At 73.3% G+C, this 21469-nt stretch carries 18 protein-coding genes; 14 read left to right on the forward strand and 4 right to left on the reverse strand.

Annotation, left to right across the window (positions count from 1 at the left end; genetic code table 11):
- Positions 1–5: 5 nt before the first annotated feature.
- The gene (gene rlmN, locus ACFYO8_RS18360; protein ID WP_354865737.1) at positions 6–1151 is read left to right on the forward strand and encodes a 23S rRNA (adenine(2503)-C(2))-methyltransferase RlmN; all 1146 of its coding nucleotides are present in this window, start codon (positions 6–8) and stop codon (positions 1149–1151) included.
- Positions 1152–1173: 22 nt separating this feature from the next.
- A complete protein-coding gene (locus tag ACFYO8_RS18365; protein ID WP_354865735.1) occupies positions 1174–2481 on the forward strand; it encodes a DivIVA domain-containing protein in 1308 nt (435 codons plus the stop codon).
- A gap of 86 nt (positions 2482–2567) precedes the next feature.
- On the opposite strand, the gene ACFYO8_RS18370 is transcribed toward ACFYO8_RS18365, so the two are convergent.
- A complete protein-coding gene (locus ACFYO8_RS18370; RefSeq protein WP_354865733.1) occupies positions 2568–2792 on the reverse strand; it encodes a hypothetical protein in 225 nt (74 codons plus the stop codon).
- A gap of 247 nt (positions 2793–3039) precedes the next feature.
- Here ACFYO8_RS18370 and ACFYO8_RS18375 point away from each other — a divergent pair, with 247 nt between their 5' ends.
- Entirely contained in the window at positions 3040–4620 is a 1581-nt protein-coding gene (locus tag ACFYO8_RS18375) for a Rieske 2Fe-2S domain-containing protein (protein ID WP_354865732.1), read from the forward strand.
- Positions 4621–4691: 71 nt separating this feature from the next.
- On the opposite strand, the gene ACFYO8_RS18380 is transcribed toward ACFYO8_RS18375, so the two are convergent.
- Positions 4692–6287: an NAD(P)/FAD-dependent oxidoreductase gene (locus ACFYO8_RS18380; RefSeq protein WP_354866014.1), complete on the reverse strand. Its 1596-nt coding sequence runs from the start codon at positions 6285–6287 to the stop codon at positions 4692–4694.
- Between the two features lie 124 nt (positions 6288–6411).
- On the opposite strand from ACFYO8_RS18380, the gene ACFYO8_RS18385 reads away from it, so the two are divergent.
- Entirely contained in the window at positions 6412–6831 is a 420-nt protein-coding gene (locus ACFYO8_RS18385; RefSeq protein WP_354865730.1) for a 50S ribosomal protein L7/L12, read from the forward strand.
- Positions 6832–6936: 105 nt separating this feature from the next.
- The gene (locus ACFYO8_RS18390; RefSeq protein ID WP_354865728.1) at positions 6937–8106 is read left to right on the forward strand and encodes an alkaline phosphatase PhoX; all 1170 of its coding nucleotides are present in this window, start codon (positions 6937–6939) and stop codon (positions 8104–8106) included.
- Positions 8107–8116: 10 nt separating this feature from the next.
- On the opposite strand, the gene ACFYO8_RS18395 is transcribed toward ACFYO8_RS18390, so the two are convergent.
- Complete coding sequence (locus ACFYO8_RS18395) at positions 8117–8959, reverse strand: YhjD/YihY/BrkB family envelope integrity protein (protein WP_354865726.1); 843 nt, start codon at positions 8957–8959, stop codon at positions 8117–8119.
- 51 nt (positions 8960–9010) lie between these two features.
- Between ACFYO8_RS18395 and ACFYO8_RS18400 the strand changes: the two genes are divergently transcribed.
- The 5 genes from ACFYO8_RS18400 (at position 9011) to ispG (ending at position 14660) form a co-directional block, all read left to right on the forward strand.
- The gene (locus tag ACFYO8_RS18400) at positions 9011–9556 is read left to right on the forward strand and encodes a GNAT family N-acetyltransferase (protein WP_354865724.1); all 546 of its coding nucleotides are present in this window, start codon (positions 9011–9013) and stop codon (positions 9554–9556) included.
- 62 nt (positions 9557–9618) lie between these two features.
- Positions 9619–10848 (forward strand): PP2C family protein-serine/threonine phosphatase, encoded by a 1230-nt coding sequence (locus ACFYO8_RS18405; RefSeq protein ID WP_354865722.1) that lies wholly within the window; start codon positions 9619–9621, stop codon positions 10846–10848.
- A gap of 162 nt (positions 10849–11010) precedes the next feature.
- The gene (gene dxr, locus ACFYO8_RS18410) at positions 11011–12234 is read left to right on the forward strand and encodes a 1-deoxy-D-xylulose-5-phosphate reductoisomerase (protein WP_354865720.1); all 1224 of its coding nucleotides are present in this window, start codon (positions 11011–11013) and stop codon (positions 12232–12234) included.
- The gene (locus ACFYO8_RS18415) at positions 12231–13475 is read left to right on the forward strand and encodes a site-2 protease family protein (protein WP_355015022.1); all 1245 of its coding nucleotides are present in this window, start codon (positions 12231–12233) and stop codon (positions 13473–13475) included. Before dxr ends, ACFYO8_RS18415 begins: the two co-directional genes overlap by 4 nt.
- A 9-nt stretch (positions 13476–13484) precedes the next feature.
- Positions 13485–14660, forward strand: a complete 1176-nt coding sequence (gene ispG, locus ACFYO8_RS18420; protein ID WP_354865716.1) for a flavodoxin-dependent (E)-4-hydroxy-3-methylbut-2-enyl-diphosphate synthase — start codon at positions 13485–13487, stop codon at positions 14658–14660.
- Positions 14661–14771: 111 nt separating this feature from the next.
- Here ispG and ACFYO8_RS18425 read toward each other — a convergent pair whose 3' ends face one another.
- Positions 14772–15362: a PadR family transcriptional regulator gene (locus ACFYO8_RS18425; protein WP_354865714.1), complete on the reverse strand. Its 591-nt coding sequence runs from the start codon at positions 15360–15362 to the stop codon at positions 14772–14774.
- Between the two features lie 121 nt (positions 15363–15483).
- On the opposite strand from ACFYO8_RS18425, the gene ACFYO8_RS18430 reads away from it, so the two are divergent.
- From ACFYO8_RS18430 to ACFYO8_RS18445, 4 genes are all read left to right on the forward strand, one after another.
- A complete protein-coding gene (locus ACFYO8_RS18430) occupies positions 15484–16710 on the forward strand; it encodes an MFS transporter (RefSeq protein ID WP_354865712.1) in 1227 nt (408 codons plus the stop codon).
- Positions 16711–16765: 55 nt separating this feature from the next.
- Positions 16766–17605, forward strand: a complete 840-nt coding sequence (locus tag ACFYO8_RS18435; RefSeq protein ID WP_354865710.1) for a GNAT family N-acetyltransferase — start codon at positions 16766–16768, stop codon at positions 17603–17605.
- Positions 17606–17627: 22 nt separating this feature from the next.
- Positions 17628–17885, forward strand: a complete 258-nt coding sequence (locus ACFYO8_RS18440; protein ID WP_354865708.1) for a hypothetical protein — start codon at positions 17628–17630, stop codon at positions 17883–17885.
- An 89-nt stretch (positions 17886–17974) separates the two neighbouring features.
- A complete protein-coding gene (locus ACFYO8_RS18445) occupies positions 17975–21460 on the forward strand; it encodes an ABC transporter ATP-binding protein (protein WP_354865706.1) in 3486 nt (1161 codons plus the stop codon).
- Positions 21461–21469: the final 9 nt, after the last annotated feature.

The following is a 21469-nucleotide window of genomic DNA, read 5'->3' on the forward strand; positions in this document are numbered from 1 at the left end:
GCGCCATGACGAGCCTCCCGCTGATCTCCGTAGACCCCGACGCCCGCGGCCGCCGGCCCGCGATGCCTCCCCGCCACCTCGCCGACCTGGACCTGCCGGGCCGGCAGGCGCTCGTCACCGAGCTGGGGGAGCCCGCGTTCCGTGCCAAGCAGGTCTCCAACCACTACTTCGGCCGCCTGGTGCGCGACCCGGAGCGGATGACCGACCTGCCGGCGGCGACCCGGGAGCGGCTGGCGGGCGAGCTGCTGCCCACGCTGCTGACCCCGGTACGCGAGCTGGCCTGCGACGACGGCGCGACCCGCAAGGCGCTCTGGCGGCTGCATGACGGCTCGCTGGTGGAGAGCGTGCTGATGGGCTACCCGGACCGGGTGACCGTCTGCATCTCCAGCCAGGCCGGCTGCGGCATGGCCTGCCCGTTCTGCGCCACCGGCCAGGCCGGGCTGACCCGCAACCTGTCCACCGCCGAGATCGTCGACCAGGCGGTCTACCTGGCCGGGGTGGCCGCCTCCGGCGTGGTGGCCGGGTCGCCGCCGCGGCTGTCGCACGTGGTGTTCATGGGCATGGGCGAGCCGCTCGCCAACTACGCGCGGGTGGTGGCGGCGATCCGCCGGCTGGTCGCCCCGGCGCCGGAGGGGCTGGGGCTGTCGCAGCGGCACATCACCGTCTCGACCGTCGGCCTGGTGCCGGCGATCCGCCGACTGGCCAGCGAAGACCTCTCCGTGACCCTTGCGTTGTCGCTGCACGCCCCCGATGATGAGCTGCGCGACGAACTCGTCCCGGTCAACCAGCGCTGGAAGGTGTCCGAGGTGCTGGACGCGGTGTGGGACTACGCGGCCACGACGGGACGTCGCGTGTCCATCGAATACGCGATGATCAAGGACGTGAACGACCAGCCGTGGAGAGCCGATCTGCTCGGGCGGCTACTGGCCGGCAAGCTGGCCCACGTGAACCTGATCCCGCTCAACCCGACTCCGGGCAGCCGCTGGGACGCCAGCCCGAAGCCGGTCGAGCGGGAGTTCGTCCGGCGGTTGCGCGACGCCGGTGTGTCGACCACGGTGCGCGACACCCGGGGACGCGAGATCGACGGGGCCTGTGGGCAGCTCGCCGCCGCCGAGGACACGGACGGCGACTCACGCGCGGCAACGGCGTAGCGGTACGAGACCAGGAGACATAGTGGCGAGTCAGGGTCAGCGTTTCCGGCGTAAGGCGCTCCGCAGGGGCTACAAGGTCGATGAGGTCGACGCCTTCCTGGACCGGGTCGAGGCGACACTCGATGGCCAGCCGGTCGGCGCGCCCGTGGCTTCCCAGGAGGTCCACGACGTCGTCTTCCGGGTCCGCTTCAACGGCTACGACGAGTGGCAGGTCGACCTGCACCTCGACCGGGTCGAGCGGCAGCTCGCCGAGCTGGAGGAGCGCGGTGGCGCACCGGCCGGGCGCGGTGGCGACCCCCGGATGGCCGACCGGCTGGGCCCGCCGCCGATGCGCGACGACCGGGGCATGTCGCCGGTGCCGCAGCCGCCGATGCCGCCCCGGCAGATGCCGGCCCAGCCCGGCCCGCCCGCCGACCGCTACGGCAGCCGCTACGACGAGCCGACCGGCGCGTTCGCCGGTGGCTATGACGGCCCGCGCGGTGGCTACGACGGCCCGCGCGGTCCGGGTGGCCCCGGCCCGATGGGCCCGGGTGCGCCGATGGGACACGGCGGCCCGCCGCCGCGCGGTCTGCCGCCCGGCCCGGGCGGTTACGGCCCGGACAACGGCCCCGGCGGCTACGGTCCGGACAAGGGTCCCGGCGGGTACGGTCCGCCGGACAGCGGCCCGGGCGGTTACGGCCCGGACAACGGCCCTGGCGGCTACGGTCCGGACAAGGGTCCCGGCGGGTACGGTCCGCCGGACAGCGGCCCGGGCGGTTACGGCCCGGAGAGCGGGACCGGCGCGTTCGGCCCGGAGGATCGCTTCGACGGGTTCGAGGCCGGCCGGCGGGGCCGGGCCGACATGACCGCCGAGATCCGCATGCCCGAGCGCGAGCTGCGTGGTCGTGGCCCCGGTGGTCCGCCCGCGCTGCCGCAGCAGGGCTACGGCGCTCCCGAGCCCGGCTACGGCCCGCCGGACCCGGGTTACGGTCCGCCGGACCACGGCTACGGCCCGGGCCCGTCCATGACCGGCCCGCCGATCGTGGGTCCGCCGGCCGCCGGTCCGCCGATGGTGGGGCCGCCGATGGCCGGCCCGCCCGGCAGCGACCTGCACCGGGTCGACCAGATCCGGCGCAGCTTCCAGGTCCGCCGGTTCGGTAGCGGGTACGACCCGGGCCAGGTCGACCGGTTCTTCGAGACGCTGCTCGGCGGGATGCAGGGGCGCAACCCGATGCCGGTGAGCCCGAAGGAACTGGACACGCTGCGCTTCGGGCTGGTGCCCGGTGGCTACTTCGAGGCCGAGGTCGACGCCGCGCTCAAGGACGTGCAGGACATCCTGCTCGGCCGCTGACGGCGGTCACGAGACGACGAAGGGCCCGCCCCCGGACAGGCCGGACAGGGGGCGGGCCCTTCGCGCACTACCGTGGGCGCCGCGCGTCAGGACCGCAGACCGTTGCGGCGCAGCACGGCGTCGCCGATGACGATGGCGATCAGCAGCCCGGCGATCCCGAAGAGCCAGATGTGCTCCACCCGGCCTTCCTCGATCCCGCAGAACCCCATCAGAACCAAGGCCACCGCCGACAGCACCGCACCGATCCGTCCGGACTTGCGGTGTCCGGGCTTGTGCTGATCTGGCGCGGTTACCGGCTCGTCTCCTGCCACTGTCGGTCCTTCCCTCGCGATCGGATCTCCGATCAGTCTGGCACGCCGGTAACCGGGCCCGGCGCAGGGTCCGACCTCCTGTGCCGGGGATGACCCGGGCGGGCGACAGCGGGCCGTCCGGCCGGCCCGGGTCGTTGGTCCTGTCCCGGTCGGGGCCCAGGCCACTACCGGGCGTCGCGGGACGGCGAGCACACTGCCTCCGGTAGCGTCTTGACGTACACCTGATGCCTTTTTGAGGAGGACTGCGGTGCGAGTGACCGGTACGGGGCATGCCAGCATGCGGATCGACACGGCTGCGGGCAGCATCCTGTGCGACCCGTGGGTCAACCCCGCCTACTTCGCCTCGTGGTTCCCCTTCCCGGACAACTCCCAGCTCGACTGGGCCGCCCTCGGCCAGGTCGACTACCTGTACGTGTCGCACCTGCACCGGGACCACTTCGACGCGAAGCACCTGCGTGACTTCGTGTCGAAGGACGCCACCGTGCTGCTGCCCGAGTTCCCCACCTCGGAGATGGAGGACGAGTTCCGGGAGCTGGGCTTCACGAAGTTCCTCAAGGCACCGAACGAGCAGGTGGTGGAGCTGCCCGGCGGCCTGAAGATCATGATTCAGGCGCTGACCAGCCCGACCGACGGCCCGATCGGCGACTCCTCGCTCTGGGTCGAGTACGACGGCGTCCGGCTGCTCAACCAGAACGACGCCCGCCCGACCGACCTGACCGTCTTCGCCGAGCTGGGCCACGTACACGCGCACATGCTCCAGTTCTCCGGCGCGATCTGGTACCCGATGGTCTACGAGCTGCCGCAGGCGGCGAAGACGGCGTTCGGCAAGCAGAAGCGGGACCGGCAGTTCGACCGCACCTGGCGCTACATCGACGACCTGAAGGCCGACCACGTCTTCCCGATCGCCGGCCCGCCGTGCTTCCTCGACGACGAGCTGTGGCAGTTCAACGACATCTTCGGCGACGAGGGCAACATCTTCCCCGACCAGTCGGTGTTCCTGTCCGAGTACGCCAAGGTCGGCGGCACGAACGGCATCGTGCTGCTGCCGGGCAGCGTCTCGGAGATCACCACCGAGGGCGCGACCACCACGCACCCGGTGCCGGTGGAGGAGTTCTTCGCGAACAAGGTCGCCCACCTGGAGGAGATGCGGGAGCGCAAGCGCCCGGTCATCGAGGCCGAGAAGGCGTCCTGGCGGCACCCCGAGGTGGACGTGCTGGGCGAGATGAAGCGCCGGATCGAGCCGCTGCTGGACGAGTCGATCTACCTGGCCAAGGGCGTCGGCGGCCCGGTCCGCTTCGACCTGGTCGGCTACGACGGAGACAGCGTCGAATCCATCGTGGTGGACTTCCCGGGCAAGGAGGTACGGCCGTACGCGGACGAGAAGGTCCGCTACCGGTTCCGTACCGAGCGGGCGCTGATCGAGCACCTGCTGCACATCGGCGAGGTGGACTGGGTCAACTCCCTCTTCCTCTCCTGCCGATTCTCCGCGGCCCGCATCGGCCAGTACAACGAGTTCGTCTACGCCTTCTTCAAGTGCCTGTCCGAGGAGCGCCTCCAGTACGCCGAGGGCTGGTACGACGAGCACGAGCGGGCGGTCGACGCCGAGGACATCACGCTCGACGGCTGGGTGGTGCAGCGGCGCTGCCCGCACCTGAAGGCGGATCTGAGCCGGTTCGGCATCGTCGAGGGTGACCAGCTCACCTGCCAGCTGCACGGCTGGAAGTTCGACCTGGCGAGCGGGCGGTGCCTGACCAGTGTCGGGCACAAGATCCGCGCGCACCGCGCCGACGCCGGGACGCCGGCACCGGCCGGGGAAGCGGTCATCTGACGGTCGGGTACAGGCATCCGGGTGAGCGCCATCGGGCTCACCCGGACGCCGTGTGGACAGAGGTCCCTTCCTTACAGGTCGGCGAGGATGCGGCGGGCCGCGTTGTGCCCTGCCGCGCCGATCACGCTGCCCGCCGGATGGCAGCCGGCGCTGCCCGCGTACACACCGTCCACCCCCGTGGCGTACGGCATCCGGTCGGTGAACGACACAGTGTTGTCGACGTGGTGGATGTGCCCGCCGGTGATGCCGAAGTGCGCCTCGATGCCGGGCGGCGGCAGCGGCACCGCGTCCGCGACCAGGTCACCGACGCCCGGGGCGTACCGCTCGCAGATCGCGATCAGCCGCTCGACGTAGCCGGGCAGCGCGGCCTCCCAGGTGGTGCCGGCCAGCTCGTAGGGGACCGACTGCACGAACAGCGCCGACGAGTGGTGCCCGGCGTCGTCGGACAGCGACGGGTCGACTGTGGTGTGCAGGTACCACTCGATGGTCGGCTCGTCCGGCAGCCGCCCGGCCCGCACGTCCGCCCACATGCCGCGCAGCGCGGCCATCGGTGACTCGCCGCCCTCGCCGACCAGTGACGCCGAGCCGGGCAGCAGGTGGATGGTCGAGCCGAACGGGCTCGGCGCGTCCTCCGGCAGGCAGGAGAAGCGGGGCAGCCCGGTCAGCGCCAGGTTGAGCTTGAGTGTGGTGCCAGGGCTGCGGACCGCCGCCATCCGCGCGCCCAGCTCCGCCGGGAGCGCGCCGTCGGGCAACAGCTCCATCAGCCGGTACGGGTCACAGGCGCCGAGCACCACGGAGGCGTCCACCTCCCGGCCGTCGGCGAGTGTCACCCCGGCGGCGGCGTCCCCGGCCAGCCGGATTCCGGTGACCGGCGCGTCGGCCACGATCCGCGCCCCGGCGCGCTCGGCGGCCTCGGCGAACGTGCGCGACACGGTGCCCATGCCGCCCCGGGTGATCATCCAGGTGCCGTCCGCGCCCGGCAGGCGGCACATGTTGTGCACCAGGAAGTTGTGACCGGTGCCGGGGTCGTCCGGGCCGGCGTTCAGCCCGGACAGGCCGTCGGTGACCGCGTACATGCTGACCAGCAGCTCGGAGCGGAAGTCGAAGCGGGCCAGGTGGTCGGCGACCGAGCCACGCACCAGGTCGGCGAAGACCTGCCGCAGCGCGGGCCGCACGTAGCGTTCGGCGGTCTCCTCGACCGGCAGCGGCTCGGCCAGCCACGCCGGGGCGAGATCCTCCCGGAGCTGGGCCAGCTCGGCCTGCAGCGCGTCGTCGGCGGCCACGTCGGCGGGGGAGAACATCTCCGCGAGCTGCCGCCGGGTGGCCGCCACGTCGCTGCCCGCCAGCAGGTACGGCGAGCCGAGCCCGCCCGGCGTGGGCAGGAAGTAGTGCGGGTCGCGGCGCAGCACCGGGATGCTCACGTCGAGCGTGGCCAGCAGCTCCGGCGGCATCAGCCCGAGCAGGTACGACCCGGTGGAGTGACGCAGCCCCGGCACCTTCGGGAACGGGTTCTCGGTGCGGGTCGCCCCGCCGATCACGCCGGACGCCTCCAGCACCAGCACGTCGAGGCCGGCGCGGGCCAGCAGGATCGCCGAGACCAGGCCGTTGTGCCCGGCGCCGACCACCACGACGTCGGCGCGGGACGGCAGCTCACTCGCGTCGCTCATGGGCTGCTGGTCGGGCATGTGCTCACGGCCCTCGCTGCGCTCGGTGCGTTCGCTCATGCCGCGGAGCGTAGCTGCGGCCGGGCACGGGCGGGAGGGCTCGCGGCGGGGCGCTACCGTTCCTGGCATGTCCCCGGCTGTCCAGGTCGCGCTCGCGGTGGCGCTCGTCGTGGTGGTGTTCCTCCTCCTGCTCGTGCTGCGGCGCGACCGCCCCCGGGACCTGGTCGCCCCGGACCGTCCGGCCGGCGGCGGCCAGGCCGAGGTGCTCCGCCTGATCCACGCGGGTCGTAAGGTCGAGGCGGTCAAGCTGCTGCGCGAGCAGACCGGGCTGTCGCTGCTGGAGGCGAAGCAGGCGGTCGACGCGCTTTCCTCCGGCGGAACCTGGTCGCCGGGCGCCCCGGCACCGGGAACGGTCGTCGACGACGCGGTCCGGGCCGAGGCCGCGCGACTGCTCCACCGGGGGAAGAAGATCCAGGCGGTCAAGGTGGTGCGGGAGCACACGCACATGTCGCTGGCAGAGGCCAAGCGGTACGTCGAGAGCCTCTGACCCGGCAGCGCCGTCACCGGGCGTTCACCCCGTAGTGGCGGCGGTCGATGCACTTCCGTTCTACCGTCGACGGGACACCCACCGCTTCCGGGAAGGTCACCCCCGATGGATCGTCGTACCGTCCTGCGCGTCACCGCCGCCGGTGGCGCCGCCGCCTTCGCCGGTGGCGTCTGGGCCGCCGCGGCCGCCCCGGCCCAGCCCGCCCAGCCCGGCCCCGGCCCGTACGGCGACCTGCTGGCCGCCGACGCCAACAGCCTCCAGGTGCCGGCCGGCTTCACCAGCCGGGTGATCGCCCGGTCCGGCCAGCGGGTCGCCGGCACGTCGTACACCTGGCACCCGGCGCCCGACGGCGGCGCCTGCTTCCCGTCCGGCGACGGCTGGATCTACGTCTCCAACTCGGAGGTCCCGCTGGCCGGCGGCGCCTCGGCGGTGCGGTTCGCCGCCGACGGCGCGATCGTCGCCGCGTACCGGATCCTCGGCGGCACGAACGTCAACTGCGCCGGCGGGCCGACCCCGTGGGGGACCTGGCTGTCCTGCGAGGAGGTGCCGCTGGGCCGGGTGTTCGAGACCTGGCCCGAGGGCGGCCGGTCCGGCGAGGAGCGGACCCGGATGGGCCGCTTCAAGCACGAGGCGGCGGCCTGCGACCCGGTGCGGCGGGTGGTCTACCTGACCGAGGACGAGCCGGACGGCTGCTTCTACCGGTTCATCCCGGACACCTGGGGCGACCTGCGTACCGGCAGGGTGCAGGTGCTCTGCGCCCCGGACGGCCAGGTCACCGGTGCGGTGACCTGGCGGGACCTGCCGGACCGGGACGGGTTCCCGTTGCCCACCCGCCATCAGGTCGGCGCGGCGCAGGCGTTCGCCGGTGGGGAGGGCTGCTGGTACGCCGACGACACCTGCTGGTTCACCACGAAGGGCGACAACCGGGTGTGGGCGTACGACGCGGTCAACCAGCGGCTCGACCTCGCGTACGACGACTCGCTGGTGCCGGCCGGCGCCGCGCCGCTGACCGGCGTGGACAACGTCACCGGCACCGCCGGCGGTGACCTCTACGTGGCCGAGGACGGCGGCGACATGGAGATCAACGTGATCACGCCGGCCGGTGTGGTGGCCCCGTTCCTGCGGCTGCTCGGGCAGTCCGAGTCGGAGATCACCGGTCCGGCGTTCTCCCCGGACGGCAGCCGGTTCTACTTCTCCTCGCAACGCGGCACCAGCGGCGCCCGGGCCGGCACCGGCGGTATCACGTACGAGGTGCGCGGCCCGTTCCGGCGTTGACCGGCAGCCGTCAGGCGCGGGCCGCCACCCGGGCGGCCCGCCACCGGCTCGCCGCCAGCGTGGCCGAGTAGCCGGACAGCACGATCACGTGGAACAGGTAGAGCCAGAGCAGCACCGCCACGCCGCCGCCGATCTCGTCGAAGCCGCCGAACGGCACGCCCAGGTTCAGCGGCAGCGAGCAGAACAGCACGAAGCCGTGCAGGAAGCCGGACAGGTTCGCCGCCGTGAACGAGCCCAGGCCGACGGTGGAGAGCCAGTCCGGCGAGGCCGGGCCGACCACCCGGAACACCCAGATCAGCACCGGCGTGAGCACCAGCCATACCGCCAGGAACGACAGCACCACGCCGAGCGCGCCGATCCAGCCGCCCTGACGTACCAGCCGGGTGGTCAGTGGCAGCGCCAGCAGGATCGACAGCAGCAGCGCCGGGGCCGGCGCCAGCAGCGGGAGCAGCAGCAGCCGGCCGCGCCAGCCGACGAGCGCGCCGGACTCGGCGCGCGGCTCGGCCACCGAGACGAAGGCGCGGCGCAGCCCTTCCCCGTACAGCGAGGCGGGCAGCAGCGAGGCCAGCGCCAGCAGCGGGGTCAGTCCCAGCCCGGCCTCGACCAGCGCGGCGACCGCCCGGTGCGCGCCGATCTCGGTGGGCAGCGTGTCGACCGCGTAGCCGGTGAGCCGCCGCACCCGGTCCGCCCCGGCGAGCAGCCCGGTCAGCCAGATCGCCAGCAGCGCCACCGGCACCACGGCGATCGCGCCGTAGAAGGTGATGGCGGCGGCGTGCAGTGAGAGATCCCGGCCGCGGACCGGCCGGAATGCCGCAGCCGTGATCCGCTTCGCCCGATCCCACCCGTCGCCCATCGCCCTCTCGTTCCCCGTACGACCCCGCGCCACGCATTACGATCCGGCGGCATGACGATCGCCATGACCGAGCGGCTGGTGCTGCGGGACTGGACTGAGTCGCCCGGCGACCTGGCCCGGATCTACGACATCTACTCCCGGGACGAGGTGATGCGCTGGCTGGGCGGCGGCAAGGGGCGGATGACCGACCCCGCCGAGGCGCGCGAGCGGGTCCGGTCGTGGCGGGAGCGCCATTCGCCGTACGCCGGCCGGTGGGGCCTGTGGGCGATCGAGCCGCGCGGCGGCGGACCGGTGGCCGGGAGCATCCTGCTCAAGCCGCTGCCGGGACGCGACGCCCTCACCCTGACCGACGACATCGAGGTCGGCTGGCACCTGCACCCCGACGCGCAGGGCAACGGCTACGCCACCGAGGCGGCCCGCGCGGTGCTGGAACGCGAGTTCGCCACCGGCACCCCGAGGGTGTACGCGGTGGTGACGGCCGGGAACGACCCGTCGATGGCGGTGGCGCGGCGGCTCGGCATGACGCACGTGGGCGTGCGCACCGACTGGTACGGCGGCGTCGAACTGGAGACCTTCGTCCTCGAACGCCCGACCTGAGCCGCGCCGTTGGCAGTTCGCCCTCGGCCTCCTACGGTGGTGGAGACACGGGGGAGGCACGGATGGTCAACGGTGGCGACGCGGCGCGTTGGCTGCACCTCAACGCCGCCCGGGGTGGTCCGGACGACCTGGCGCTCCTGGTGAACCGGGTCGCGCCCACCATCGGGGCCAGCGACATCGTGATCTACCTGGCTGACTACACGCAGTCCTCGTTGGTACCCCTGGTCGGCGTGGGCGCGCCGCGGGACGAGCTGACGATCGAGACGACGCTGGCCGGTCGGGCGTTCACCGGCCTCCAGGTGCAGCGCGCTCCCGATCACCCGGACCGGCTCTGGGTGCCCCTGCTGCTCGGCTGCGAACGGCTGGGGGCGCTGGAGATCGTGTCGCCGCGCGCCGGCGACCCCGCGCTGGACCGGCCGGCCTGGGAGGTGGCGGTCGCCGTCGCCCAGGTCCTGGTGAACCGCCGGCTCTACGGCGACGTCGTGGAACGGATCCGCCGCCGCCTGCCGATGCAGGTCGCCGCCGAGACCGTGTGGGGGCTGCTGCCGCCGCTGACCTTCGCGACGGACGACCTGGTGGTCACCGCCATTCTCGAACCGTGTTACGACGTCGGCGGGGACATCTTCGACTACGCGCTCAACGGTGACGTGCTCAGCGTCGGGCTCTTCGACACCTGCGGGCACGGGATCAAGGCGAGCGCGATGGCCTCGCTCGTGGTCAGCGCGTATCGCAACGCCCGGCGCACCGGTCTCGACCTGGTCGACACGGCGATCAGCATCGACAGGTGGGTCCGCTCCGAACACCCCGGCATGTTCGCGACCGCGCTGCTCGCCGAACTCGACCGGCGGACCGGGCTGCTGCGGATCATCAACGCCGGCCACCCCGGCGCCATGCTGCTGCGGGACGGCAAGGCCGTCCGGGCACTGCCCGGGCCGACCGCGCTGCCGCTCGGGCTGGGCAATCTGTCGACGCGGCGCCCGCGGGCGCACGAGGAGGCGCTGCACCCGGGTGACCGCGTCCTCGCCTACACCGACGGCATGACCGACGCCCGGGGCGACGACGGGGAACGGTTCGGGCTGGACCGACTCGTCGACTTCGTCGAGCGTGCCCTCAACGACCGGCTGCCCAGCCCGGAGACGATGCGCCGGCTGGTGCGCGCCGTCCTCGCCTATCAGCAGGACCAGCTCGACGACGACGCCACCGCGATGTTCCTGGAGTGGCAGCCCTCGCACCTGCCATTGGGGCACCTGGAGCACCTCACCGCGCCCGACGGGACGATCGCGTCCCCGTAGCCTCGTCCTGGAGCGCCGGCCGTACGCGGAGGTGGAGGCCGGGCAGGTCAGCGAGTCGCCGACGCTTCTCGCCGTGCACCGCCACCTCGGCGAACTGGAGTCGATCATGCCGCCGGGCACTCCGGGACGAACCGGGGTGGGGCGCTGGGGAACAATGGGCCGGTGACCACTCCCCGAGATCTCGTGCTGCTCGGTTCGACCGGCTCGATCGGCACCCAGGCCATCGACATCGTCAAGCGCAACCCGGACCGCTTCCGGGTGGTGGCGCTGGGCGCGGGTGGCGGCAACGTGGACCTGCTCGCCACACAGGCGCTGGAGCTGGGCGTGGAGGCGGTCGGTGTGGCCCGCGCGTCCGCCGCGCAGGATCTCCAGCTCGCGTTCTACGCGGAGGCGAGCCGGCGTGGCTGGGCCACCGGTGACTTCAAGCTGCCGAAGATCGTGGCCGGTCCGGACGCGATGGCCGAGCTGGCGCAGTGGCCGTGCGACGTGGTGCTCAACGGCGTGGTCGGCTCGCTGGGCCTGCCGCCCACGCTGGCCGCGCTGCACGCCGGGCGTACCCTCGCGCTTGCCAACAAGGAGTCGCTGGTGGCCGGCGGCCCGCTGGTCAAGGCCGCGTTGGCGCGGCACCCGGGCCGCGGCCAGATCGTTCCGGTGGACTCGGAGCACTCGGCGCTGGCGCAGTGCCTGCGTGGCGGCGCCCGGGGCGAGGTACGGCGGCTGGTGGTCACCGCCAGCGGCGGCCCGTTCCGGGGACGGCGGCGCGACGAGCTGACCGCCGTCACGCCGGAGCAGGCGCTGGCGCACCCCACCTGGAACATGGGCCCGGTCGTCACGATCAACTCCGCCACGATGGTCAACAAGGCGCTGGAGGTGATCGAGGCGCACGAGTTGTTCGACGTGCCGTACGCCGACATCGAGGTGATGGTCCACCCGCAGTCGGTGATCCACTCGATGGTCGAGTTCACCGACGGCTCGACGCTCGCCCAGGCCAGCCCGCCGGACATGCGGCTGCCCATCGCGCTGGGCATCGGCTGGCCGGACCGCGTGCCCGCCGCCGCCGCCGCGGTCGACTGGACCGCCGCCCACACCTGGGAGTTCTTCCCGCTGGACGACGCGGCGTTCCCGGCGGTGGCGCTGGCCAAGGCGGCGGGCGAGGCCGGGCGCTGCCGTCCGGCGATCTACAACGCGGCGAACGAGGAGTGCGTGGCCGCGTTCGTCGCGGGTCGGCTGCCGTTCCTCGGCATCGTCGACACCCTCCAGCGGGTGCTGGAGGACGCTCCCGATTTCGACGAACCAGGTACCGTCGAGGACGTGCTCGCCGCCGAGTCGTGGGCACGGGCGCACGCCCAGGAGATCATCGTCGGGTCGGTGGAAGGAGCTCGATGAGCTATCTGCTCGGGGTGGTGCTGTTCGCCCTGGCGATTCTCATCTCGGTGAGCCTGCACGAGGCGGGGCACATGCTGACCGCCAAGGCGTTCGGGATGAAGGTCACGCGCTACTTCGTCGGCTTCGGGCCGACGCTGTGGTCGTTCAGGCGGGGCGAGACCGAGTACGGAGTCAAGGGCATCCCGCTCGGCGGCTTCTGCAAGATCGTCGGAATGACGCCGCAGGACGACGACGTCGAGCCGGGCGACGAGAAGCGCGCCATGTGGCGCTACCCGGTGTGGAAGCGGACGATCGTGATGTCCGCCGGCTCGATCACCCACTTCGCCCTGGCCCTGATCGCGCTCTGGATCATCGCGGTGTCGGTCGGGCTGCCGAACCCGAAGTTTCCCAGCACCGAGGCCGGCTACCGGGCCGAACCGGCGGTGGTCGCCCTCACGCCGTGCGTCACGGTGGACAAGGTTCGCGCCTGCGAGTCCGGCGACCCGGCCAGCCCGGCCGCGCGGGCCCAGCTCAAGGACGGCGACCGGATCACCGCGGTGAACGGCAAGCCGGTGTCCACCTGGGGCGACATGCAGGACGTGGTCCGCGCCACCCCACCCGGCACGGCCACCGTCACCTTCGAGCGCGACGGCCGGTCGCAGGACGCCAAGGTCGACCTGGCCCCGGTGCAGCGCCCGCCGCTGAACGATCCGAAGGGGGCCGCCTCGTCGGTCTCCGCGCTCGGCGTGGCGCTCTCGCCCAGCACCCCGACGCGGGTGGAGTACGGCCCGGTCGCCGCGTTCGGCGCCACCGCCGACTTCACCGGCAACATGGCAGTGCAGACGGCCCACGCCATGCAGCGCATCCCGCAGAAGGTGCCCGCGCTGTGGAACGCGATCACCGGCGGCGAGCGCGACATGGACACCCCGATCAGCGTGGTCGGCGCCAGCCGGCTCGGCGGCGAGGCCGTGGAGAACAACGCCTGGATGGTGTTCTTCATGCTGTTCGTGTCGCTGAACTTCTTCATCGGCGTGTTCAACCTGCTGCCGCTGCTGCCGCTGGACGGCGGCCACATCGCCATCGCCTGGTTCGAACGGGCGCGGTCCTGGCTCTACGCGCGCATCGGCCGCGCCGACCCCGGCCGCGTCGACTACCTCAAACTCATGCCGTTCACGTACGCGGTGATCCTGATCGGTGGCGCGTTCACGCTGCTGACCGTCACCGCCGATGTCATCAACCCCATCACGCTCTTCTCAAGGTGAGTGCCTGAAGTGACCGCTGTCAGTCTCGGTATGCCCCCCGTACCGCCGCCGCCGCTGGCCCCGCGCCGGGCCAGCCGCCAGATCATGGTCGGTCCGGTGCCGGTCGGTGGTGGCGCGCCGGTCTCGGTGCAGTCCATGACCACCACCCTCACCGCCGACGTCAACGCCACGCTCCAGCAGATCGCCGAGCTGACCGCGTCCGGCTGCCAGATCGTCCGGGTCGCCGTGCCGTCGCAGGACGACGTCGAGGCGCTGCCCGCTATCGCGCGCAAGTCGCAGATCCCGGTGATCGCCGACATCCACTTCCAGCCGAAGTACGTCTTCGCGGCGATCGACGCCGGCTGCGCGGCGGTGCGGGTGAACCCGGGCAACATCCGGCAGTTCGACGACAAGGTCAAGGAGATCGCGCGGGCCGCGGGCGACGCGGGCGTGCCGATCCGGATCGGCGTCAACGCCGGCTCGCTGGACAAGCGCCTCCTGGCCAAGTACGGCAAGGCCACCGCCGAGGCGCTGGTGGAGTCGGCGCTGTGGGAGTGCTCGCTGTTCGAGGAGCACGGCTTCCGGGACATCAAGATCTCGGTCAAGCACAACGACCCGGTGGTGATGATCCGCGCGTACCGGCTGCTGGCCGAGAAGTGCGACTACCCGCTGCACCTCGGCGTCACCGAGGCGGGCCCGGCGTTCCAGGGCACGATCAAGTCGGCGGTGGCGTTCGGCGCGCTGCTGGCCGAGGGCATCGGCGACACCATCCGGGTCTCGCTGTCCGCCCCGCCGGTCGAGGAGATCAAGGTCGGCAACCAGATCCTGGAGTCGCTGGGGCTGCGTGAGCGTGGCCTGGAGATCGTCTCCTGCCCGTCCTGCGGCCGGGCGCAGGTCGACGTCTACAAGCTGGCCGAGGAGGTCACCGCCGGTCTGGAGGGCCTGCCGGTGCCGCTGCGCGTCGCGGTCATGGGCTGCGTGGTGAACGGCCCGGGCGAGGCCCGCGAGGCCGATCTCGGTGTGGCCTCGGGCAACGGCAAGGGCCAGATCTTCGTCAAGGGCAAGGTCGTCAAGACCGTCCCCGAGGCGCAGATCGTGGAGACGCTGATCGAGGAGGCGCTGCGGATCGCCGACGAGATGGGCGCCGAGATCCCCGAGGAACTGCGCGAACTGGTGCCGGGCGGCGCCACCGTCACCGTGCACTGATCCGATCCCGCGTCGCCGTGCGGCCGTCCCCCTCCGGGGGCGGCCGCACGCGCCGTCTCAGGGCCGGGCACGGCGGCGAGGGGGGGAGAGGGCGAACCAGCCGGGCGGTGCTCACTCGGACTCGGCGAGGATGGCGTAGAGCTTGCGCCGCGTCTCGTCGAGCACCTGGGCGGCCCGGGCGCGCTGGTCGTCGGTGCCGGTGGTCATCACCTGCCGCAGCGCCTGCATGGCCTGCCCGCCGGCGTCGCGGATGTCGTGCCAGCTGTTGACGGTCTGCTCGGCGAACTCCGCCCAGGGCGGGGTCTGCGCCGCGTCGGCCGCCTCGGCCTGGCCCGCCTCGGTGAGCGCGAACCGCTTGCGCCCGCCCTCGGAGTCGGCGGCGGTCGCGATGACGCCCTCGTCCTCCAGCAGTTGCAGCGTGGGGTAGATCGACCCGGGGCTGGGCCGCCAGGCCCCACCGGTGCGGGAGTCGATCTCCTGGATCATCTCGTAGCCGTGCATCGGCCGCTCGGTGAGCAGGGCCAGCACGGCGCCGCGCACGTTGGGCCGGCGTCCGCGTCCCCGGCCGCCGCGTCCCCGGCCGCGACCGTGCGGTCCAGGGGAAAAAGGCGGCGGACCCGGGGGTACGGGCGGGAAGCCGAAGCCGCCGTGGCGGTGCATCTCGTCGTGCGCGGCGTGCATCCGTCGTCGATGGAAGCCCATCAGCGTTCTCCTTCTGGCGTCGTGTCGCTGATGCATCAACGATATATCGGCAATGCATCGCCGACAAGATGGTGAGGAAATCCGGCTGCAAACCGTACGTACGTCTCGCTAGGGTGTCGGGGTGCGCCTGCTCCCCGAACCGGGCCCGTCCCGGACCCTCGCCCTCTCCACCCTCGTCAACACGGTGGGGCGGGGCACGTGGCTCACCGCCAGCGCGCTGTTCCTGACCCGGTCGGTCGGGCTCACGGTGGCCCAGGTCGGTGTGGCGCTCACCCTCACCGGACTGGTCAGCCTGCTGGCGAGCACGCCGATGGGCTACCTCGCCGACCGTCTCGGCCCGCGCGGGCTCCAGATGGCCGCGCTGCTCGCCTCGTCCGGGTGCACCGCCGCCCTGGTCGCGGTGCGCTCGTTCACCGGCTTCCTGCTCGTCGGTGTGCTGATGGCGGTCGCCGACGCGGGCACGCGGGGTGCCCGGGGCGCGTTGATCGCCGGCGCCGTCCCACCCGACCAGCGGGTGCGCACCCGCGCCTACCTGCGCGCGGTCACGAACGTCGGGATCTCGGTGGGCACGGTTCTGGCCGGGTTCGCGCTGGCCGCCGACACCCGCGGCGCGTACGTCACGCTGATCCTGCTCGACGCCGCCACCTATGTGCTCGCCGCGGCGGTGCTGCTGCGGCTCCCGCCGGTGCCCCCGATGCCCGCCCCGGCGCACGGACCACGGCTGATCGCGCTGCGGGACCGCCCGTTCCTCGCCTTCACCGTGCTGGACGGGCTCATGTCCATGCACTTCTCGCTGATCAACATCGCCCTGCCGCTGTGGATCGCCGGGCACACCACGGCGCCGAACTGGCTCATCTCCGTCTGCCTGCTCGTCAACACGGTGGTGGTGATCCTGTTCCAGGTCCGCGCCTCGCGCGGCACCGAGGACCTGACCGGCGCGGGCCGGGCCGCCCGCCGGGCCGGCGTCCTGCTGGCTGTCGCCTGCGCGCTGTTCGCGGCCGGCGGCGGCGTACCGGTGGCGGTGGCGGTGCCGCTGCTGCTGGCCGGTGCGCTGGTGCACGTCGTGGGGGAGCTGTGGCACGCGGCGGCCGGCTGGGGCATCTCCTTCGGCCTGGCCCCGGCGCACGCGCACGGCCAGTACCAGGGCGCGTACGGCATGGGCATGCAACTCGGTTCGATGGTCGCCCCGGTGGTGGTGACCACGCTGGCGATCGGGTGGGGCGTACCCGGCTGGCTGGTGATCGGCGTGGTGTTCCTGCTGCTCGGCGCGCTGGTGCCGCCGGTGGTGCGGTGGGCCGCCCGGACCCGGCCGGCCGCGCCCGAGCCGCTGCCGGTGCCGGCTGCCTGAGCGGGGTACCCGGTCGGCCCGCGTGTGCCGGGGTGGATCTGGCAGGCTGGTAACCGTGCTCACGATGCCGGTACGCCAACTGGGAGAGTCGGAGCGCCGCGCGGTCGAGCGGCTGCTCGATCTCGACCCGTACGCCGGCGCGCAGGTCGCCGAGCGGGTGTCGGCACGCGGGCTGGCCTGGTGGCGGGCGGAGGCGCGGATCCTCGGGTACGGCGCCCGCCGCAACCTGGAGTCGATCTGCTGGCTGGGCGGCAACCTGACCCCGGTGCTCGCGTCCGAGTCGGCGGTGACCGCGTTCGCCGACCAGTTGAGCGCCGAGGACCGGCTCTGTTCCTCGATAGTGGGCCGCGCCGACGCGGTGCTCGGGCTCTGGGACCGCCTCTCCGCGCACTGGGGGCCGGCTCGGGACGTACGCCCGAATCAGCCGCTGCTGGCCACGGACGCGTTGCCGGCCGTGGCGCCCGACCCGCACGTGCGCCGGGTGCGCGGCACCGAGGTCGACCGGCTGTTCCCGGCGGCGGTGGCGATGTACACCGAGGAGGTCGGGGTGTCGCCGCTGGCCGAGGACGGTGGGCTCGGCTACCGGCGGCGGGTGACCGAGCTGGTCCGCGCCGGCCGCGCCTACGCCCGCTTCGTCGACGGGCGGGTGGTCTTCAAGGCCGAGCTGGCCGTGGTGACCCGCCGGACCGCGCAGGTGCAGGGCGTCTGGGTGGCGCCGGAGTGGCGCGGCCGGGGCATCGCCACCGCGGCGATGGCCGCCGTGGTCCGGGACGCGCTGGACCGGGTCGCGCCCACCGTGAGCCTCTACGTCAACGACTTCAACCTGCCCGCCCGGCGGGTCTACGAGCGCTGCGGCTTCCGCCCGGTGGGCGCGCTCGCCACAGTGCTGTTCTGAGGATCACCCCCGCCAGAGGTTCGTGGCGGCGGTCGACCTCATCGCCGAACAGGGCTTCTTTCAGTCCAGGACCGTCCTGTTCGAGGAGCTGCTGCGGCACGGCATCGGCCTGCTGAGCGCCGACTTCCGGGCCGCCGTCGACGGGCTGCCGCCGCTGGACGCGCTCGGCGCACTGGTCCGTCTGGACGTGCGTACCGCGAGTTCGGCGCTGTTCGGCGTCGGGCTGGTGGTGGCGGTGGACTGGCTGCTCGGCATCGTCCGGCGGGTCGCCCGGACCTGACCAGCGGTCGGTAATTCGGTTGATTCCGGGCCGCCGGAAGGGTGAGGCTGAGGGCACCGCCCCCACCGATCCGAGTCCGGAGGACCTCCATGCGCCTGCTCCGAGATCTCTGGGCCACGGCGCCCCGGCGGATGGCGGCGGTCCTGCTGCTGATCGTGCTGGGCGCCGGTGGTCAGGCGGCGGCCTCCGCGCTGGCCGGGCCGGTGCTGGTGCACCGCTCGTCCGGCTGGTTCGTCGTGCTCGCGGTGGCGCTCGTCGCCGCTGTCGTCACCGACCTGCTGATCGGCCTGATCATGGCCCGGCTCACCGCCGACTGGTCGGCCGACGTGCGGCGGCGGCTCTGCCGGGTCGCGCTCGGCCAGGACCTGTCCACCCTGGAGACCACACCGGTCGGCGAACTGCTCGACCGGATCGACAACGACGTCTACCAGGTAGCCGCCGAGATGCGGAACACCGGCGTACGGCTGGCGCAGGGCCTCGCGGTCTGCGCCCTCTCGGCGGTCAGCGCCCTCATCGTCTGGTGGCCCGCGGGCGTCGGCATGATCCTGCTCACCGCCCTGCTCGCGGTGACGCTGCGCCGCCCGACCGCCCGGATCGCCCCGGCCCGGATGGCCGAGGAGGAGGCGTGGTCCGACCTCGCGGCAGTGATGGAGGAGGCGGTGCACGGGCAGGACGACGTGCGCACCAGCCTCGCCCGGCCGTACGTGCTGCGCCTCTACGCCCGCCGCGCGGCCGAGGTGATCGCCCGGTGCGTCCGGGTGTTCCGGCTCTCCGCCCGGGTCACCTCGATCGCCGCCGGCGCGGTCCGGGTCGGCGTCGCCGGTGTGGTGCTGGGCGGCGCGTGGGCGCTCGCCACCGGCCGCGTCGACGCCGCCCGGCTCACCGCGATCTGGCTGCTGACCATCGCGTTCGGCGCGACGGTCGAGCACATCGCCCGCTGGGTGCCGCACCTGCAGCAGGCGTTCGGCGCGTGGGGCCGGGTGCAACTGCTCGCCGGGTCGCCACAGGAACCGGACGGCGGGGCCGCCCCTGTCGACGGCGACCTGACCGTCCGCGGGCTCACCTACCGCTACCCGGCTGGCGGGGACGACCGTGGGCCGGCGCTGCGCGACGTGCACCTCGACTTCGTCCGGGGCCGCTCGTACGCGCTGGTCGGGCGTACCGGCTCGGGCAAGTCGACGCTGGCCAAGGTGCTCACCCGGGCGGTGGAGGTGCCGCGCGGCACGGTCTTCCTCGGCGGCACCGACCTGGTCGACCTGGACGTCGAGGAGCTGCGCCGGTGGATCGCGGTGGTGCCGCAGCGCACCGAGATCCTGGCCGGCACGATGGCCGAGAACGTGGCGCTGTTCGACCCGGAGCTGCTGGACGCCGCCGAACGGGCGCTGGCCGAGCTGGGCCTGACCGCCTGGATCGCCGAGCTGCCCGACGGCGTGCACACCCGGCTCGGCGACGGCGGCTACGTGCTCTCCGCCGGGCAGGAACAGCTCGTCGCGTTCGCCCGCATCCTGGTCCGAGACCCGCACGTGGTGATCCTCGACGAGGCCACCGCGCGGCTCGACCCGGTCACCGAGAACCGGGTACGCGAGGCCACCGAAAGGCTGCTCACCGACCGGATCGGCATCGTCATCGCGCACCGGCTCTCCTCGGTGCGCCGCTGCGACGAGGTGGTGGTGATGGCCGACGGGGCCGTGCTGGAGGCCGGTCCGCTGCGCGAGTCCGCCCGCTTCGCCGAGCTACTCGCCACCAGCCACGCCGGTGCGTACTCCGGGGTGGGCACCCGGCGCGGCGGCGTGGACCTGCTCGACGCGCCCGCCTGGGACGACGCGCCCGCCACGCCGGCCGCCACCGCGACGCGGCCGGTCGCCGTGCCGCGCGCCGACCCGCCACCGGCGCCGCCCCCGCCCCCCGCGCGGACCATGCGCGAGATCCTCCGGCTGGGCTTCAACGACCCCCGGTACGGCCTGATCTCGGTCGGCCTGTTCATCGTGATGACGGTGCTCGGGATGGACGGCGCGGTGCTGCCCTGGCTCTGGGCCGACCTGGTCGGCGGCGGCGACCCGTGGCTGCCGGCGCTGGGCATCGTGGCCGCGCTGCTCGTGGTGCTGCCGCTGCCGTACCTGACCAACCTGTGGTTCCCGCAGTGGTGGATCCGGCAGATGCTGCGGATCAGCGCCCGGCTGGTGCACGGGCAGACCGGCGCGCGACGGGTCAGCGGGCACACCCCGGCCGAGGTGGTGGCCCAGGGCGGCGACACCGACCGGGTGGTGCACCTCGCCGACAACCTGATGGACCAGTTCATCTCGCTGGTCATCGTGGTCACCATGACGCTGGTGACCGGCAGTCTCGTACCGGCGTTGTTCTTCGTCGGCACGATGGTGGTCTCCGGGCTGGCGGCGACGCTGTTCGGGCCCCGGCTGGAACGCACCGCGGCCGGCACGGTGAAGGCGCGCGCCGCGTTCGCCACCGCGCTGGTCTCCGCGCTGTCCGCCGCCCGGACGGTGAAGCTGGCCGGCGCCACCCGCCCGGTGCTGCGTCACCTCGCCCGGCTGGACGAGGTACGCAGCGAGCGGCAGCGCCGCGAGATCGCCATGCAGGTGTGGGCCCGGTCCACCCCAGCGGTCGCCAGCGGCCTGCTGCCGATCGGCGCGTGGGCGCTCTATCTGACAGGCGGGCTGTCCGCCGGCGCCACGCTGGTGGCCGTCTCCACCCTGGGCGCGGCCCGCTGGTTCGCGTGGACCACCGCGTCACTGGTCTCGCAGTACCCGTCGGCGCGGGTGTGGACGAAGCGGACGGTGGCGATGACCGGCGCGGCCGTGTACGCGGCGCCGGTGCCCGGGCTGGACCTGGTGGCGGGCACCGCGCCCGCGCCCGAGCCGCCGCCCCGGCACCCGCTGCGCCGCCTGGAGCTGTCCGGCTTCGGCGCGCTGCACTCCGACGGCATGCTCGCCGTCCGCGACGTCGACCTGGTGGTCGAGCGCGGGCAGCTGGTGCTCGTCGTCGGCCCGGTCGGGTCCGGCAAGTCGTCGCTGCTGCGCGCGCTCGCCGGGATCGTGCACCACGTCGGCGAGCTGCGCTGGAACGGCGACCCGGTCACCGAGCCGGAGATGTTCCTGCGTCCCAACCAGGTCGGGTACGTGGGCCAGTTGCCCCGGGTGCTCTCCGGCACGGTGGCCGACAACATCGCGCTCGGCCATCAGGTGGACGCCGCCGGGGCGGTCTCGACCGCGCAGCTCGAACACGACCTGGCCGCGGCCGGTGGCGGGCTCGGGCTGCTGATCGGGCACAAGGGCACCCGGCTGTCCGGCGGCCAGCTCCAGCGGCTGGCGCTGGCCCGCGCGCTCGCTCCGCGTACCGAGCTGCTGGTGGCCGACGACGTGTCGTCGGCGCTGGACGTCAGCACGGAGCTGGCGTTGTGGGCGGCGCTGCGCGAGTACGGGGTGACCGTGGTCGGCTCGACCGCCAAGCGGGCCGCGCTGGTCCGGGCCGACCACGTGGTGGTGCTGATCGACGGCACCGTCGCCGACCAGGGCACCTGGGCCGACCTGGAACCCCGCTGGAACCACCTGGCCGGCTGACCGCCCGGG

Origin of the sequence: Micromonospora sp. NPDC005257 (assembly GCF_042872445.1) — a bacterium.
Taxonomy (GTDB): Bacteria; Actinomycetota; Actinomycetes; order Mycobacteriales; family Micromonosporaceae; genus Micromonospora.